The 16444-nt window shown below is 67.1% G+C and carries 16 protein-coding genes; 7 read left to right on the plus strand and 9 right to left on the minus strand.

Annotation, left to right across the window (positions count from 1 at the left end; genetic code table 11):
* Positions 1–12: 12 nt before the first annotated feature.
* The gene (locus tag EJB06_RS23665; protein WP_229427242.1) at positions 13–2463 is read right to left on the minus strand and encodes a TonB-dependent receptor plug domain-containing protein; all 2451 of its coding nucleotides are present in this window, start codon (positions 2461–2463) and stop codon (positions 13–15) included.
* A gap of 426 nt (positions 2464–2889) precedes the next feature.
* Complete coding sequence (locus EJB06_RS23670; RefSeq protein WP_126076487.1) at positions 2890–4071, minus strand: PepSY-associated TM helix domain-containing protein; 1182 nt, start codon at positions 4069–4071, stop codon at positions 2890–2892.
* A 128-nt stretch (positions 4072–4199) separates the two neighbouring features.
* Here EJB06_RS23670 and EJB06_RS23675 point away from each other — a divergent pair, with 128 nt between their 5' ends.
* Complete coding sequence (locus EJB06_RS23675; RefSeq protein WP_229427243.1) at positions 4200–6329, plus strand: TonB-dependent receptor; 2130 nt, start codon at positions 4200–4202, stop codon at positions 6327–6329.
* Between the two features lie 48 nt (positions 6330–6377).
* Here EJB06_RS23675 and EJB06_RS23680 read toward each other — a convergent pair whose 3' ends face one another.
* The gene (locus tag EJB06_RS23680) at positions 6378–7538 is read right to left on the minus strand and encodes a glycerophosphodiester phosphodiesterase (protein ID WP_126076488.1); all 1161 of its coding nucleotides are present in this window, start codon (positions 7536–7538) and stop codon (positions 6378–6380) included.
* Between the two features lie 207 nt (positions 7539–7745).
* On the opposite strand from EJB06_RS23680, the gene EJB06_RS23685 reads away from it, so the two are divergent.
* Both EJB06_RS23685 and EJB06_RS23690 read left to right on the plus strand, forming a co-directional pair.
* The gene (locus EJB06_RS23685) at positions 7746–9467 is read left to right on the plus strand and encodes a M4 family metallopeptidase (RefSeq protein ID WP_126076489.1); all 1722 of its coding nucleotides are present in this window, start codon (positions 7746–7748) and stop codon (positions 9465–9467) included.
* Positions 9468–9634: 167 nt separating this feature from the next.
* Positions 9635–10765 (plus strand): HAF repeat-containing PEP-CTERM protein, encoded by a 1131-nt coding sequence (locus EJB06_RS23690; protein WP_126076490.1) that lies wholly within the window; start codon positions 9635–9637, stop codon positions 10763–10765.
* On the opposite strand, the gene EJB06_RS23695 is transcribed toward EJB06_RS23690, so the two are convergent.
* Positions 10766–11488, minus strand: coding sequence for a M23 family metallopeptidase (locus EJB06_RS23695; RefSeq protein ID WP_126076491.1), 723 nt, complete (start codon positions 11486–11488; stop codon positions 10766–10768).
* Positions 11489–11552: 64 nt separating this feature from the next.
* Complete coding sequence (locus EJB06_RS23700) at positions 11553–12569, minus strand: L,D-transpeptidase family protein (RefSeq protein WP_229427244.1); 1017 nt, start codon at positions 12567–12569, stop codon at positions 11553–11555.
* 106 nt (positions 12570–12675) lie between these two features.
* Between EJB06_RS23700 and EJB06_RS23705 the strand changes: the two genes are divergently transcribed.
* Positions 12676–12969, plus strand: coding sequence for a 2Fe-2S iron-sulfur cluster-binding protein (locus EJB06_RS23705; RefSeq protein WP_126076492.1), 294 nt, complete (start codon positions 12676–12678; stop codon positions 12967–12969).
* 55 nt (positions 12970–13024) lie between these two features.
* Here the strand turns inward: EJB06_RS23705 and EJB06_RS23710 are convergent, their stop codons facing one another.
* Both EJB06_RS23710 and EJB06_RS23715 read right to left on the minus strand, forming a co-directional pair.
* Positions 13025–13204, minus strand: coding sequence for a hypothetical protein (locus tag EJB06_RS23710; RefSeq protein WP_126076493.1), 180 nt, complete (start codon positions 13202–13204; stop codon positions 13025–13027).
* 56 nt (positions 13205–13260) lie between these two features.
* The gene (locus EJB06_RS23715) at positions 13261–14172 is read right to left on the minus strand and encodes an alpha/beta hydrolase (RefSeq protein WP_229427245.1); all 912 of its coding nucleotides are present in this window, start codon (positions 14170–14172) and stop codon (positions 13261–13263) included.
* Between the two features lie 143 nt (positions 14173–14315).
* Here EJB06_RS23715 and EJB06_RS23720 point away from each other — a divergent pair, with 143 nt between their 5' ends.
* Entirely contained in the window at positions 14316–14576 is a 261-nt protein-coding gene (locus EJB06_RS23720) for a hypothetical protein (RefSeq protein ID WP_126076494.1), read from the plus strand.
* A gap of 7 nt (positions 14577–14583) precedes the next feature.
* On the opposite strand, the gene EJB06_RS23725 is transcribed toward EJB06_RS23720, so the two are convergent.
* A complete protein-coding gene (locus EJB06_RS23725; protein WP_126076495.1) occupies positions 14584–15267 on the minus strand; it encodes an SOS response-associated peptidase in 684 nt (227 codons plus the stop codon).
* A 139-nt stretch (positions 15268–15406) separates the two neighbouring features.
* Here EJB06_RS23725 and EJB06_RS32015 point away from each other — a divergent pair, with 139 nt between their 5' ends.
* Positions 15407–15580 carry a hypothetical protein gene (locus EJB06_RS32015; RefSeq protein ID WP_164558020.1) on the plus strand — a complete coding sequence of 58 codons (174 nt, stop codon included), beginning with the start codon at positions 15407–15409 and terminating at the stop codon, positions 15578–15580.
* Positions 15581–15748: 168 nt separating this feature from the next.
* Here the strand turns inward: EJB06_RS32015 and EJB06_RS23730 are convergent, their stop codons facing one another.
* Positions 15749–16036 carry a hypothetical protein gene (locus EJB06_RS23730; RefSeq protein WP_126076496.1) on the minus strand — a complete coding sequence of 96 codons (288 nt, stop codon included), beginning with the start codon at positions 16034–16036 and terminating at the stop codon, positions 15749–15751.
* A 243-nt stretch (positions 16037–16279) separates the two neighbouring features.
* On the opposite strand from EJB06_RS23730, the gene EJB06_RS32020 reads away from it, so the two are divergent.
* Positions 16280–16417, plus strand: coding sequence for a hypothetical protein (locus EJB06_RS32020; protein ID WP_164558021.1), 138 nt, complete (start codon positions 16280–16282; stop codon positions 16415–16417).
* The last annotated feature ends 27 nt before the right edge of the window (positions 16418–16444 follow it).

A 16444-nucleotide genomic window follows, 5' to 3' on the forward strand; every position in this document is an offset into this window, starting at 1 on the left:
CTCACTCCATCGTCAGAAGCGCACGTTCAGGGACATATTGAACATCCGTCCCAGCTGGCTGAAATGCGAGCCGTCGTAGGTCACGATCGGATAACGTCCATTGAAGGTGATCAGGTTGACCTGGGTTTCACGCGGCGTCATGCCGGTCTTCGGATCGCGCACGTTGCTGCTCAGGATCTCGCTGCCCTTGGCGGTGTCGTTGACCGGCTTCAATTCCCACTTCGGCAACACGTCGAACAGGTTGTTGACGTTGAACGACAAGGTCGTGCTGTCGTTCAGCTGGTAGTTCAGCGCGAAGTCGGTCACGTTGCGGGTCTTGAACTTGACCTCCAGGTTCTGGTCAAGGCCCGCATTGCGGAACTGGGTCGGGCCGTACACCGTGTTGTTGAGCGAGAAGTTGAACTTGCTGTAGTCCAGGTCGAGGCCGAGCACGGTCTTGTGCTTCGGACGCGAGGTGAACATCAGCGCTTCCTGGGTGGCGTCGAGCACCGACTGGCGCGCGGCCGCAATCGCCGGCGGGTTGTTGATGGCGCCGTCACGCTCGTTCTTCAGCGTGTAGTTGCCCGACAGGTTGACCGCCAGCTTGCCGTCCAGCGCAGGAATATTCTTGCGGCTGACCACATAGTCGATGCCCGAGGTCTGGCTGTCGAGGGCATTGGCGAAGAAGCTCAGCGACACCACGCCGCCGGCGGCCAGGATCTTGTCCAGCTCCTGGGTCGGGTCGCCCGTCGGCGCGATTTCCTTGCCCAGGATGATGCGGTCCTTTAAGGCGATGTGGTAGTAGTCGAGCGTGATGCTGGTGTTGCTGTCCGGCGTCAGGCCCAGGCCCAGGGTCAGGTTTTTCGACTTTTCCGCTTTCAGCTGCGGCACTTTCAGCGCGCGCGCTTCGGCCGACTCGTTGTTGGTCAGGCCCGACACCTGGATGCCCGAACCGGCCACGAAGGAATACTGCTTCTTCTGGGTGTAGATCTGGTGCAGCGACGGCGCCCGGAAGCCGCTCGAGACCGAACCGCGCAAGGTGACCATGTCGCTGACCTTGTAGCGCGTGCTCAGCTTGCCGACTGTGGCGTTGCCGAAGTCGCTGTACTTTTCGTAGCGCCCGGTCAGGTCGATCAGCCATTGCTTGCTGATGTCGAACATGCTGCCGCCGTAGACGCCATAGTTCTTGCGGTCGGCCGAGAGCGCGTTTTCCGGCAGGTTGCCGGCGTAGGAATCGGCGCCGCCGGCGGTGTAGGAGGCGAATTCGCCGGCGATCACGTCATACTTTTCCCGGCGCAGCTCGGTACCGGCGTACACATTGACGGCATCGCTGAGCTGGCGCGAGACGTCGGCATTGACCACCGTGTGGCGAAAGCGCGTGCCGCCGGCCTCGAAACTGGTGGGCGAACGCGGGCCGGGCGTCTGGCCCGCGGCGATGGCGTCCAGGCGCGCGTTTTCGATGCCGCGGTTGACCGAGTTGTGGACTTCGTAGGCTTGCTTGTTGCCGCCGATGGTCACGCTGACGTCGCCGTTCCAGTCGCCCACGGTGAATTTGGTGCCCAGGGTGGCGTTGTAGTCGTCCAGCTTGCCGATAAACTCGGGGCCGTAGCCGACGTACGGCGTGCCCGGCGCATGCAGCAGGCCGAAGTCGGTCGGACGCCAGTAGGGCGTGCGGTAGTTGGCGATACTGTCGACCTGCTTCTTCACATACGCCGCATTGCCGTAGACGTTGATGTCGTCGGTGATGTCGAGGCGGCTGTTGACCAGGAACTTGTTGGCGCGGGTCTTGGGCGAACCGTTGACGTTGCGCGCGGTGGGGAACTGGGCCAGGAAGGGCAACACATCCTTTTGCAGGTCGGCGCCGAAGTCGGCGGCGTCGCCACGGCCGTCGACGATGCCCGAGCGTTCGGCCAGGCCGACCTTGGAGACGTCGATGGTGTAGTTGACGAAGCCCTTGTCCGACAGGCGGATGCCGTGGTTCAGGCTGAGGGCGCCCATCTTGCCGTCGCCTTCGCCCGTCACGCCGGCGCGCGCGGTCAGCGAGCCGCCTTCCGGATTGTCTTTCAGGATGATGTTGACCACGCCCGAAATCGCATCCGAGCCGTACTGGGCCGAGGCGCCGTCGCGCAGCACCTCGATGCGCTTGATCGCGTCTTGCGGGATGGCGGAAATATCGGAGCCGCTCTCGCCGCGCCCGGGCGACGTCTGGGTGTAGATCAGCGCGCTCGAATTCTTGCGCTTGCCGTTAATCAAGATCAGCGAACGGCTGGGCCCCATATTGCGGATCTCGTAAGGGTCGAGCAGGGAGGTGGCGTCGTTGACCGGCGTTTGCACCGTATTAAACGAGGGCACGCGCATGCCGAGCGCCTTGTCGAGCGAGATCTGGCCGGTCTTGTTCAGGTCCTTGGTGTTGATGATGTCGACCGGCACCGGGGCGTCGACCACGGTGCGTTGCGAACCGCGGCTGCCGGTGGAGACGATCACGACTTTCAGGATTTCTTCCGGTTTCGTCGTTGCAGGCGCGGATGAATCGGGAGCAGCAGGAGGGGGCGCTGGTTCTTGCGCTACGGCAGCGCCGGTGGACAACAGCATGACTGCAATGGGAAAAGTCTTCTTCATTAAAATCTCTCTGTGCGAATGCAGTTCGATCGAGAAAAGCCCAGGCTGGCGCCTGACCCCGGGGTGGGAAAGCGGATGAAAAATGCGACCTTCGCAGCCGTCGTCCAGCGTATTGCCGGGCGACGATTGCCGATCTAATCTATAGGCAGACCATGAAAAAGTCTACGAGATTGACAGATAGGCCAGCAGGAGTGATCGGAATACAACGAGGGGGATTGGGGAAATTTGGTGCGGCGCGGGATAAACCGTATAAACCGTTTGCCGGAAAAATAATGATGGATCGCCGCCGGATCAGGCGGCGGCGGCCCTGGCCTTGCGCTTTTTCGGGCGCTGCAGCTTGATCCAGATGAACAGCCCGGTGACGAAGAACAGCAGCGGCACGATGCCGAACAGGCTGATGAAGGCGCGTCCCGCGATGCCGAAGGCTTCGCCTGTGTGCAGCGGAAACATCCAGCTAAGAAAAGTGTCGCCGGCCGGAGCGCGCAGCGGGTCGACAATGCGCAGGACCCGGCCGTCGCCGGCGTCGACCGAGACGCGGGTGGCGCCGTCGCCGGCGCGCACCTCGCCGGGCTGGCGCAGGCGGATTTCGTAAGGCTGGCCGGGCTTGGCCGGCAGCCCCACGCGCGACACGCGCGCCTGCGGGAACTGCGCCTGGGCCGCCGCCATGGCGTCAAGTGGCGCGATCGGCGCGGCGTCCGGCGCACTGCGGTTGGCCGCCTTGACGTTCGGCGCCAGCGTGGCGACCGAAGCGACGATCGGCAGCACCCACTGCGGCATATTGAAGTACACGCCGGACAGCGCCAGCACCAGCAGCACCGGGGCGGCAAAAAAGCCGCCGGCGCGGTGCAGCTGGAAATGAAAGCGCGGCCAGTTGCCGCCATGGCGCACCGTCAGCGCGCCCTTGATGGCGGACACCGTCATGCGCGGCCACCACAGCACGATTCCGGTCAGCGCGAGCAGCAGCAGGGCCACGCCGGTCACCCCGATCACGGTCTTGCCGGTGTCGCCGGCCACCAGGTAGCGGTGGATGTGGAACAGGGTCGACATCAACTGCGGCCGCGACAATCCGAAGCCGCCCCAGGTGCGCTCGCCGGTCACGGCCAGGGTGGCCGGGTCCAGCATCACCTGGCGCGAGAGCGCCACCCGCCAGGCCGAGGCCGGCTGCTTGTGGTCGCGGTACCAGGCCACGAACACGTCGCCGGCGCGCTCGGGCAGCATCAGCTGGCTGGGGCGCCCGTACAGGGGATCGGCCAGCAGGCGTTCGGTGGCCGCCTGCACGGTGGCGGGCGCCACCCGCATCGGCGCGCCAGGCGCCAGGCCGGGCGGCGGCGCCACCTGCAGCAGGGCGGGATTGAGCAGTACGTCGAGTTCGTGCATCCACGCCAGCGCGCTGCCGGTCAGCCCCAGCACGACCAGGATGGTCCCGAAAATCAGTCCGGCCCACAGGTGGATGAAGCGGATGAGCGGTTTCATGCAGGGACGCGATCGAGGGCGGGGCGGATCATTTTAATGCTTCTTGAATAATTGAATGGGAATCGTTATCATTCACATTGTACCGCGAATGTCAACATCTCTGTCCCACCATCAAGGATTCCCCCCGTATGAGCATTCTGTCGCCCCTTTCCCGCGCGCTTGCGCTGGCCTGCCTGTCCATGTCGACCGCATACGCGCAAACGGCCGCGGAGGTGCTTGCGCCTTCCAGCACGGTGGTGGTGACCGCCACGCGCGGGGCCAAGGCGGTGGACAAGATCCCGGGGGCGATTTCCGTGATCGGCCAGCAGGAACTGGCCTCGCAATACCTGATCGCCGACGACCCCTCGCAGGCGCTGGCGACCTACGTGCCGGGCTATTCGCCGAGCCGCCAGAAAATGACCTCGGCCGGCGAATCGCTGCGCGGGCGCCAGCCGCTGATCCTGCTCGACGGCATACCGCAATCGAACCCGCTGCGCGCCGGCTCGCGCGAAGGCTACTTTGCCGACAGCGCCATCATCGAGCGCATCGAAGTGATCAACGGCGCCTCCGCAATGCAGGGCATGGGCGCGACCGGCGGCATCATCAACTACATCACCAGGACCGCGCGCGCCGACGGCACCACGCACGGCCTCTCCGTGCGCGCCTCCGGCCAGCTGCGCTCCGATAACCTGGACTGGAAAACCGGCTACCACCTCACCCACAAGGATGGCGGCTTCGACCTGCTGGCCTACGTCGGCATGCAGCGGCGCGGGATGGGCTACGACGGCAATGGGCGCCGCCTGGGCATCGACAACGTCCAGGGCGACACCCTCGACAGCCGTGGCGACGACCTGTTCTTCAAGATCGGCCAGCGCTTCGGCGCCCAGCGCATCCAGCTGAGCCTGAACCGCTTCGGGCTGCGCGGCGACGGCGACTACAGGAACGAGCCGGGCGTGCTGGCGGCCGGGGTGCCGACGACATCGCTGCCGGGCCGCGCGCCGGGCGAGCCGCCCAGGAACAAGGTGCGCAGCGCCAGTCTCGATTACCGCCACGACGAGCTGTTCGGCGGCGCCTTCAGCGCGCAACTGTTCAGCCACGACTTCGAAGCGCTGTACGGCGCCACCCCCGCGTCGACCTTCCAGGACGTGCGCCTGGCGCCCATCGGCACCCTGTACGACCAGTCGCAGATCGTGGCCGACAAGCGCGGCGCGCGCATGACCTGGGTGCGCCCCGACATGCTGGTCGCGGGACTGGAAATGACGGTCGGCCTCGATGTCCTGCGCGACAACACCCAGCAGCGCCTCGACAGCACCGACCGCGTCTGGGTCCCGCAACTGCAGTTCGCCTCGACCGCGCCGTTCGCGCAGCTCGAATACGACATCGGCCCGCTCACCCTGCGCGGCGGCGTGCGCCACGAGCGGGCCAGGCTCACCGTCGACACCTACACCACCCTGGCGGCCTACGGCAACCGGCTGGTGCAGGGCGGCGAGACCGCGTTTTCCAGGTCGGTCAGGAACATCGGCGCGGTGTGGCGCTTCGCGCCGCAGTGGTCGGCCTTTGCCGCCAGTTCCGAAGGCTTCGGCCTGCCCGACGTCGGCCTGGTGCTGCGCGGCGTGAACACCAGCGGCAAATCGGTGGCCACCCTGATCGACCTGAAACCGATCGTCACCCGCAACAAGGAAGTGGGCGTCAACTGGCGCGGCGCGCAAGGGCAGGTGGGCATCTCGCGCTACGACTCGCGTTCCAGGCTGGGCAGCGTGCTGCGCGTGAGCGCGGCCGGCATCGGCTCGGTGGAACGGGTGCCGACGGTGGTCAAGGGCTGGGAAGTGTCGGGCGAGTGGCGTCCCGTGAAGACGGTGTCGGTGTTCGGCAGCTACGCCGTCACCGACGGCAAGACGGCGGCCACCCAGGGCGCGCCGCTCGACCTGTCGCTGCCGGCGCGCGCGCAGGGGCCGGACAAGGGCGTGATCGGCGCCAACTGGCAGTGGGCGCCCAAGGCCCAGCTGCGCGTGCAGGCCGCGCACCTGCGCGACCGCGACATCAACATCGGGCGCAAGGCCGGCACCAGCAACTTGGAAGAGCACTTCAAGGGCTACACCCTGGCCGACATGGCGCTGACCTTCGACAGCGCCTGCGGACGCTTCGGGGTGAGCCTGGAGAACCTGTTCGACAAACAGTATGTCGGCTACTACTCGCAGTCGACGGCGGCGCTGGACGCGGCCGGGACCTATGCGGGCCGCGGCCGCACGCTGGCCCTGAGCTGGAACCGGACGTGGTAAAAACAGCCGGTGCAGCACCGCGCCGCCGTTGGCGGCGCGGCCTGGGGCTTACTTCCTGAACTGGGTCACGGCGGCGCGGCCCACGGCCGGATCGTCGGTGAAGAAGCCGTCGATGCCGGCCTTGAGGTAGGCCAGGATCTCGGCTTCGGCGTCGCCGCGCTGGCTTGGCGAGGCCGGGTCGCCACGGCGCATGCTCGGCGGCAGGAACGGGTTTTCCGGGCGCAGGGTCCAGGTGTGCACCTTCAGGCCGGCGGCGCGCGCGTCGGCCACGAAGCTGCTCGGCGCGGCCAGCTCATTGGCACCGGTGCGCCCGATGATCACTTCCTTGTAGGGCGAGACCACGTCGGCGTAGGTGGCGATTTCCTTCAGGCCGGCCGGGGTGACCAGGTCCTTGTAGGTGCTCTTGCTGCCGGCCGCCACGAAGTCGTAGGGCGCATTGCGCGGCGCGCCGTTCGGCGCCGGCGGATTGGCCGGATTGTCGATCAGCTGCACGATGCGCATGTCGGTCAGCTTGCGCAGTTCCTTCAGGTTGGCCACTTCGAACGATTGCAGGTAGACCGCCGCTTCCTTGCCGTGGTAGCCGTTGCGCACCAGCGTATCGACCAGGCGCTTTTCGAGCGGCAGGCCGATGTTCTTGAAGTAGGTCGGGTGCTTGGTCTCGGGATACAGGCCGATGGTCTTGTTGCGCGCGCCGCTTTCCTTCTTCACCAGGTCGATCACTTCCTGCAGGGTCGGCACCTCGAACTGGCCGTCGTAGGCCGCGTTGAGCGGGCGGTTGGCGGGAATGCGCTCCCTGGCGCGCAGGGTCTTCAGTTCGGCCAGGGTGAAGTCTTCCGTGAACCAGCCGGTGACGGGAATGCCGTCGATGGTCTTGGTCGCCTTGCGGGCGGCGAATTGCGGCAGGGTCGAGACATTGGTCGTGCCCGAGATCTCGTTTTCGTGGCGCGCCACCAGCACCCCATCCTTGGTCGCCACCAGGTCCGGCTCGACGATGTCGGCGCCGTCTTCGATGGCTTTCTGGTACGCGGCAAGCGTGTGCTCCGGACGCAGGGCCGAGGCGCCCCGGTGGGCCGTCACGGTCGGCTGCGGCGGCCAGCTGGTGCCCGGATTCTGCAGGTCGGGCGCATCGTCGCCGCCGCAGGCGGATAGCAGGACCGCAACGCTGGCGGCGCACATCAGGGACAGGGTGGTACGGGACGGGTGGTACATCGCAACAGACTCCGATTCAGGTGGAACGAGGGTTAGCACTGCAAAAACGCAGAGCGTACCAAGCTTGCATGACCGTACGATGACGGAACCGGCAAGACATTCGCGCATCTCTTTGAGTTTGAGCAAATTCTTCATGCACACCTGCTGTGAGAATCGATGTTGCCCGCACCGTTGTCGGGGTAGGCAGTTGATTAACGGAGATGCCTGATGACAATTCGTTCCATCCTGTTTGCCGCACTCGGCGCTTTCCACTTGGCGGGCGCCTGCGCGCCGCCGGCGCCCGATGGCGCCGCCGTGCTGGCCCAGCTGGCCGCCCAGCGCCAGCGCCAGGGCCTCGACGCCGACCACCATTTCCTGGTCGCCAGCCGCCATCCCGGGATACAGGGTAGCACGGTGGTGCGCGCCCACCATACCTACAAGGGCGTGCGGGTGTTCGGCTCGGAATCGGTGCTGCTGCTGGACGCCGCCGGCAAGCCCGTGCGCGAGTCGGTTTCGGAGCGGCGCCTGCACCTGGGGCGCGGCGCCGCCAACCGGCTGGGCGCGGCCACGGCGGCCTTCGGCGTGCTGCCGGCCCTGTCGTCGGCCCACGCCAGCACCCTGGCGCTGCGTTCGGTGCGCGCCGATGCCGTGCCCGAGACCCCGGCCACGACCGAACTGATCATCTATCCCCTGGTCTGGAGCGAGCGCCTGCCGGCCGCCCTCGGCAAGTCCGAAGACGCCCTCAACGCGCTCGACATGACGGACGTGGTGGCCGGTTACGAGCTGGCCTGGCTGGTGGCCACGCGCCTGCGCGCCGGGCCGCAGCCGGTCTACCACGACACGGTGGTGAGCGCGCGCAGCGGACGCATCCTGGCGCAGTGGAGCATGCTGCAAAGCGCGGCCGGCAAGGGCAGGAGCCAGTACGAGGGCGAGGTCCCGCTCAGCACCAGCGAAAGTGGCGCCGGCTTTCGCATGGTCGATCCGCTGCGCGCCAAAGGCGGCCGGTTCGGCGCGCTGGCGGTGACCAACGCCGACCACGGCACCAAGGCGGGCGAGCCGTTCGTCAACAGCGGCAACACCTGGGGCGACGGCAAGCAATACCTGGCCGGCGGCAGCACCACCGACGCCAACGGACAGACCGCGGCGGTGAACGCCATGTGGGGCCTGGCCAGCACCTACGACATGCTGAAAAACGTGCTCGGCTGGCTCAGCATGGACGGCCAGGACAGCGCCACCTACATCGCCGCCCACGTCAACACCGCCTACGACAACGCCTACTACAGCGATACCTGCAAGTGCATGTTCATCGGCGACGGTTCCACCTTCAACAGCCTGGGTGCGCTCGACGTGGTCGGCCACGAAATGGGCCACGGCGTGACCGACGCCACCTCGCGCCTGGTGTATATGGGCGAATCGGGCGGGCTGAACGAATCCTCGTCCGACATCACCGGCGAAGTGGTGGAAGCCTATGCGCGCGCCGGCAAGGGCGGGGCGCTGGTTCCGGCCGCAGGCAACGACTGGATGATCGGCAAGGACATCAGCAAGAGCGGCACGCCGCTGCGCTACATGATCCGGCCGAGCAGGGACCGCAGCAGTCCGGATGCCTGGTCGACCCGGCTGCGGCGCCTGGACGTGCACTACAGCAGCGGTCCCAACAACCGCATGTTCTATTTCCTGGCGCAAGGGTCGAGCGCCGACCCGGCCAGCGATGCCCACAGTACATTTCTCACCGGCACTCCACGGGCGATGAGCGGCATCGGCCTCGACAAGGCCTGGCGCATCTGGTTCGACGCCGCCACCACGCGCTTTACCTCCAGCACCGATTACAAGGAGGCGCGCGCCAAGGTGCTGGCCGCCGCCGAGGAACTGTATGGCAAGGAAAGCCGGGAAGCGGTGGCCGTGCAGCGCGCCTACGCGGCGGTGAACGTGGGCGCGGATCGCAACGAGTGATGGCATTGCGCCACAGCGTGCGGCGGCAAGGGTTGACCCGCAAGTGTGTATGCGCGGAACCATTTTTCCAAACGACATAATGTGCGTGGGAAAATCGGGTTTAGAATCGACGGGCACGCCGGAGCGCTCCGGCGCGCCTGTCGATCATTTTGTTGCCTGGAGTTCCCATGCCCGTCACGCCGCGTCTGCTGCAGCTCAGTTTGCTGTGCACTGTCCTGTCCACCTGCCTGTTTCCGGCTGCCGCCCAGGCTGCTCCTTTATATACTGTCAAACAACTCGGTACGCTCGGCGGCGCCAGCGGCGACGTGCGTGCCATCAACAACAGCGGGTCGGTGGTCGGCTATGCGCTCAACAGCGACAATATCAGCAGCGCCTACGTCTCGCGCGGCGGGGTCATGCAAAGCCTGAGCCCCGACAAGGCGACGCGCAGCATCGCCAGCGGCATCAACGACGCCGGCGTGGCGGCGGGGCAGGTGCTCAACGGAAACGGGGAGTCGCGCGCCGTCATTTTCAATGGCGGCAAGATCGAGTCGCTCGGTACGCTCGGCGGCGCCAACAGCTTTGCCAAAGGCATCAATAATGCCGGCCAGGTGGTCGGCAGCGCCGACCGCGCCGACGGCACCCACGCCGCCTTCCGCACCACGGCGGGAGGGCAGATGCGCGACCTCGGCGCGCTCGGCGGCGACAGCAGCATGGGCACCGACATCAACGCCAGCGGCACGGTGGTGGGCAGGGCTAACTTGGCAGGCGGCAACTACCATGCCTTCCTGGACGATGGCAATGGCATGGTCGACCTCGGTACGCTGGGCGGCAATTACAGCGAAGCCAACCGGATCAACGACCGCGGCGCGGTGGCCGGCTTCTCGTACCTGGCGGGCGACGCCGTCGCCCATGCCTTTGTGTTCGACAACGGGATCATGACCGACCTCGACACGCTTGGCGGCATCAACAGCTACAGCTACGGGATCAATAACGCCGGCCAGGCGGTGGGCAGTTCCGATATTGCCGGCGGCAAAGCCTCGCACGCCTTCCTGTACTCGGACGGCGAAATGTTCGACCTCAATGCGCTGGTGGGGCCCGGCTTCGGCTGGACCCTCAACTACGCGGCCGACATCAACGACCTCGGGCAGATCACCGCGCACGGCTGCAACACGCTGGGCGCGTGCAGCGGCTTCCTGCTGACCCTGGACGATGGCTCGGTGGCGGTGCCGGAACCGGGCACGCCGGCCCTGATGCTGGCGGGCGCCGGGCTGATGCTGCTCGGCGGACGGCGCCTGCGCGCGCGCCGCCGCGCCTGATTATTCGCCGATCAGGGGGAAGGGGTTGATCGGCGTGCCTTTCCACCATTTCTTCTCGGCCGTCAGTTCCACCACGGCGAAGTGCAGGTGCGGTGCATTCGGATCCGAATTGCCGGTCACGCCCACGTAGCCGACCAGGTCGCCGCGCTTGAGGTCCATGCCTTCTTTTACACCCTCGGCGTAGCGGTCCAGGTGCGCATAGTAATAGGCGTACTTTTCGGTCGGATCGAACTGGTACACGGTCAGGCCGCCGGGTTTGCTGTTGAACAGCTTGACCAGCTTGCCATCGGCCACCGCCAGCACCTTGCTGCCCTTGGGCGCCATGATGTCGAGCGCTTCGTGGTGGCGGTCGGCGCCGCGCGGCTGGTCGAAATTGTCGCGCAGGTCGGCCAGCTTGACGCCTTCCACCGGCAGCAGCAGCTTGCCGCCGTGCGCGCCTGGCGCCTCGCTGCCGGCCGCATTGACGGCGGGCAGGGCGACCTGGCCCATGCCGGGACGCAGCGGCAGGTCGAGTTCGGTCAGGTCGGTGCTCACCACCGGCGCACCCGGCAGATCGGTGCTGGGCAGGGGGACGCCGGTGGCGGCCGGGGCCGGGGCCGCGACGACGGCGGGCGCGGCGGGGGCCAGCACGACCTCGGCCGGCTTGGGTACCGTGCGCAGGTAGACGAACAGGGAGCCCGCGCCGAGCACCAGGCCCGCCAGGAAAGTCAGTAGCCATTTCATACGATGATCCTTTGTTGTTGTAGGGTGAGTCGGTTCTTAGAGCCTGTCTCGGCAGGATGGGCTCTTATTCCTGCAGCAGCACCTCGGTACCGTAGCCGACCGAGCCGGTCAGGGTAGCCACATCCCAGTTGGTCAGGCGAATGCAGCCGTGCGACTGGGTCTTGCCGATCGAGGCCGGCAGCGGCGTGCCGTGGATGCCGTAATGGTCCTTCGACAGGTCGACCCAGGCCACCCCCACCGGATTGTTGGGGCCGGCCGGCAGCTTGGCTTTCTTGTCGCCGGGGCTGGCGTCCCAGAACAGCTTGGGGTTGTAGTGGTACACCGGGTTGCGCGCGATGCCGTTAACTTTCCAGGCGCCGATCGGCAGCGGATCGTGCTCGCTGCCGGTCGAGGAGGGGAACTGCGCCAGCACCGTGCCGGCCGCGTCGAGCAGGGTCAGCGAGCGGTCGGAGCGGTCCACCACGATCTTGGCGGCCTTGGGCAGCGGTTCGGTATCGAGCACGTTCGGCACCAGGATGGTGTCGCCGGCCTGGCTGAAATCCTTGCCGGGATTGAGGCGCGCGAGCAGGGCCGGGCTGGCGTGGAATTTCTCGCCCAGGGCTTCGGCCGCGCTGGTGTAGCCGAGCGAGCTCATCTTGGCCTTGTCGGCCATGCTGTCGGGAATGCTGTCGAAAGGACCTGCGACATCGGTATCGAGCAGGGTGTAGGCGACGACGGCGTCGGCGCTGTCGGCGTTCAGGGCTGCCCAGGTCGCTTCATCGAGCGTGCCGGACGGTTCCAGGCCGGCTTTTTTCTGGAAGCCGGACAGCGCCAGGCGCATGTTCGAGCCGGAGGCCGCATCGATCTCGCCGGCCGAAAAGTGCGCGCGGTCGAGCAGGACCTGGGCGCGCAGCAGGGCGGCGGCGGACGGCTTGGCCGCTTTGGCCGCGTTGGCTGGTTTGGCGGGCCTGGCCTCGGGCCCCTTGCCGGCGTTATTGACCGCCTCGGCTGTGAGGGCGGGCGGCGCCTTGGCGGCCATGGCGGGAACGGTGACGGCGCCGCCGAACAGGGCGGCGATCAGGCAAAGCGAAGTTGGTTTCAATTAAGGCCCCTCGGGAATCGGATAGCCCAGATTAGTTCCGGTCGGACATAAAGTCTGTGCGGCAGCGTACTCATGGAGCGAAGCGTGCACCGGGTAAAATGGGCGCATGAACACGTATTGGATGACCGTGCAGCCGGGCGGCTGGCGTTGCGAGGTGGCGGCGGGGGTGTCGCTGCTGGCGGCGGCCGAGGCGGCCGGCATCGCGCTGCCCAGCTCGTGCCGCAATGGCACCTGCCGTACCTGCCTGTGCCGGGTGCTGCAGGGCGAGGTGGCATATCGAATCGACTGGCCCGGCCTGAGCGCGGACGAAAAGCGCGCCGGTGATGTGCTGCCCTGCGTGGCGCTGGCGCGCTCGGATCTGGTGCTGCTGGCGCCCGCCGCGCGCCGCACCGGCGCGTGAACGGGCGCTGCGTGTGCGGGCCCGCTTCAGCCTTGCCGCGGGCGGCGCGCGCGCATCAGGCGTCGGTATTGCCATCGACCGTGCGGCTGGCAATGCCGCCGTAGCCGGTCGAGATTTGCGAAGCCGGCTTGCCGGCGGCCAGGTTCGTGATGGCCAGCGAGCTGTTCAGGTCTGCCTGCGCCAGCGCATGACCGGGCAGCGCGCCACACAGGGTGGCGCCAAGCAGAAATGTCAATTGTGCGCGCTATGACGCGCCGATACAGGGCGCAAGGTGCACACATGCGCAGCCGGCTACCTGGCGATGCCGAGCGCGTTTTCGATCACGGGCAGGATCAGTTTCCAGGCGGGCGAACTGGCTGCGATTTCATCGTAATGGCTGGCGCCCGGCAGGATCAGCACTTCGGCCCGGTCGCCGGCGGCCACGGCGCGCGCCGCGTAGTCGTGGGCCACGCGCGGCGGCGAAATGGTATCGCGCTCGCCCGTGATCAGCACCGTGCGGCTGCCGTTGGGCATCAGGTCGGCGGCGTTGGTGTCGGCGAAGATGTCGGGGCGGCTGGCGCTGGGCGTGCCGGCCAGCTGCACCATGTCGCGCTCGCAACTGGATTTGATCAGCGCCTGTTCGCGCCGCAGGTCGGCCAGGCCGCCCAGGCTGATGACGGTCGGCACCGGCAGGGGCGCCGGCTGGAACAGCGGACTGCTGGCCGCAATCTTGCTGCGTCCGGCGATCCATTGCACCAGCTGGCCGCCGGCCGAATGGCCCATCGCCACGATGCGGGTAGTGTCGAGCTGGTGCGCCGGCGCTTCGGCCGCCAGCTTGTCGAGCGCGGCATTCATGTCCAGGTAGGTGCCCGGATAGCCGCCGCCTTCCTCGTCGACCCGGCGGTATTCCACATTCCACACGGCGATGCCGCGCGCGGCCAGGGCGCCGGCCACGTTGTGCATCTGGCGGATTCCGCCGTACTCCACCGTCCAGCACCCGCCGTGCACCAGCACGACGACCGGGAACGGTCCTGGGCCGGCCGGGCGGAACAGTTCGGCGAATTGCGACGGCGCGCTGCCGTAGGCGATCTTCGCGCTCGGCGGCGGTCCGGACAAGGCCAGGTAATCGGCCAGGGTCATCGGCGCGGCCACGGCGGCGCTTGGGGCGAGCAGGGCGGGCACCAGCAGGGCGGGGACCAGCAGGGCGGGCAGGGCAGTTTTCATGGCGGGCAGGCGCAAGCGGAGAGAAGCGCCACTATACCGAGTCCGGCCCGGGCCCGCCAGGCGGGCCGGCGCGCGCACGATTGGGGCGCGCCGGGCAGGGTTCGGGTCATCCATGCTAGGCTGCGAACAACAGCGAGGACGATATGCAAATGACAACGGAAGAATACAAAGGTTTTACCATCGTGGTCACGCCGGTCAAGGACAAGGGCGACCTGTGGGACTTCGACTACCGCATCACCAAGACCGGGCAGGGCGGGCAGGATACCGATCCGGCGCCGGCGATCACGCGCAGCCAGACCGCCGGCGGCCACGCCACGGCGGAGATCGCCTGCGTGGCCGGCGTGCAGGTGGCGCGCACCGAGATCGATAACCTGCTGGCGCTGGCGCAGACAGCGGCAGGCTGAACCCGGCTCAGCCCAGCAGGTCGAGCTGGGCGGCCAGATGGGCGCCCTCGTTGCCGGCGCGGCCGACCTGCTTGTCGACCGGATGCCACTCGAAGGCATCGGGCCCGAGCGCGACCGAGCGGGCCAGCTGCCCGGCTTGCTGCGCGGACAGGCCCGGATCGAGCCACAGGGCGGCGTCGGCGGCGCTGAAGACGACGGGACGGCGGTCGTGCACATCGACCATGCCGCCCTCGGCATCGGCGGTGACGATCGCGAAGCCCGACTCGGCCGGCTGCTCGCCTTCCTTGCCGCAGGCGCCGATGGCCGCGATGAACAGCGGTTCGCGCGTCTTGAGGTGGATGTGCCAGGGCTGCTTCCTGCCCTTGTCGCCGGTCCATTCGTACCAGCCGTCGGCGGGCACGATGGCGCGGCCGTTTTTCAGCAGGCGGGACCAGTAACTGTTGTCGATTTTTTCCAGGCGCGCGTTGATGGAAATCGGCAGCCTGGCGGCGGCCCAGGAGGCGCGGTAGCCCCAGAAGGCATCTTCGACGACGAGCTGGTCGTCGACCACGCGCATCAGCGGGCGCCAGGTGCCCGGCGGCGCGTTGTAGCTGGGCGCGGCCTGGCTGGCGTAGCGCGGCGCGCCGCCGCGCCAATGCAGCGCCGCGACATAGTCAATGGCGGTATGGTGTTGATCGAGACGTCCGCACATGCGTGATGGCCTTTACCGGTTGTCGTGGGGCCGGGCGCACCCGGAGGGAAGAACGATACCGCAAAAGGCGCACAAGCCGCGCGCGCGCCAGCCGTGCGCCGTACGAAACACCATGATTCATAACGAGGAGAGGCAATCCATGTCCCACAACGACAATTCGCAGACAGCGCCGCGGCGCGCGCATTCCACCCCCGATCCGGATGGCGCGCCGCCGACCGATCCGAAACCGTCCCCGGTGCCGGACGACGTACCGCCACCGGTCAATGCGCCGGTGGAGGAACCGGTGATGCCGGTGCCGCCGATCAAGGCTTGAGGGAGTGTCTGCCGGCCGGTGGCGCGCCTGACGGGTGCCGGCTGCGCTGTCGATGACGGCTGGCATGCTGGCATGCTGGCATGTTATGCGCCGGCCGCGCCGCTGGGTGGGGGCCGCTGCGCGCGAGCTGCTGGCGCGCAGCGCCGGGCGCCGGGTGAGGGAGGAGGCTTACTGGCCCTTGGGCGGCACCGGATCGAGCCGATCGAGCTGCTCGCTCGGCTCGTCGCGTTCGAGCGAGGCGTCGTGTTCGCGTCTTTCGCGGATCTCGCCATCGTCGAACTGTCCTGCCGCGGAGGCCTCGCTGTCGTTGTCCTCGGAGGGCGGCAGGGTGGGGATCTGGCGGATCATTTCCTCGGTTTCAACCTGGGACGCGGGCTTTTCGCCGCTGCCGATGTCGGCCTCGTCGATGAGAGGCTTGGCCTGGGCCGGATCGGGGAAGGGGGGGCTGGCATGCATGGAAATCTCCTTGACGGTGGGAGTGCCGCACTGGCGCGGCGCTCTGGCAATGATGCTAACAGTGCAAGGAATTCGCTGGCGCGCAGTAGGCCAGTTCGCCGTCGCGCGAACGCCGCAAGCGACGCCGGCGGGTGTTGCTATCCATCTACATTTGTTATATTTTGTGCTCGTCATCACACCCGCAAAGTGGTTCGCTTTCTATAATCAACGCATCCAGCGATTTTTTTGTTCCGGGAGAACATGATGGGCAATTCCTTACACAACAAGATCTACCTTGGCCGCAGCTCGGTGCTGCGTTCGCGCGGGGTCCAGCTGGCGTTCGTGCTCGGTGCGATGCTCAGCATTGGCGTTGTCTGGTACCTGTTCCGCACATTAAAGTGATATTGGCGGCGAATGCAGGTTGCCCCT

The sequence above is a fragment of the Massilia atriviolacea genome, assembly GCF_003953935.1.
GTDB lineage: Bacteria > Pseudomonadota > Gammaproteobacteria > Burkholderiales > Burkholderiaceae_D > Telluria_A > Telluria_A atriviolacea.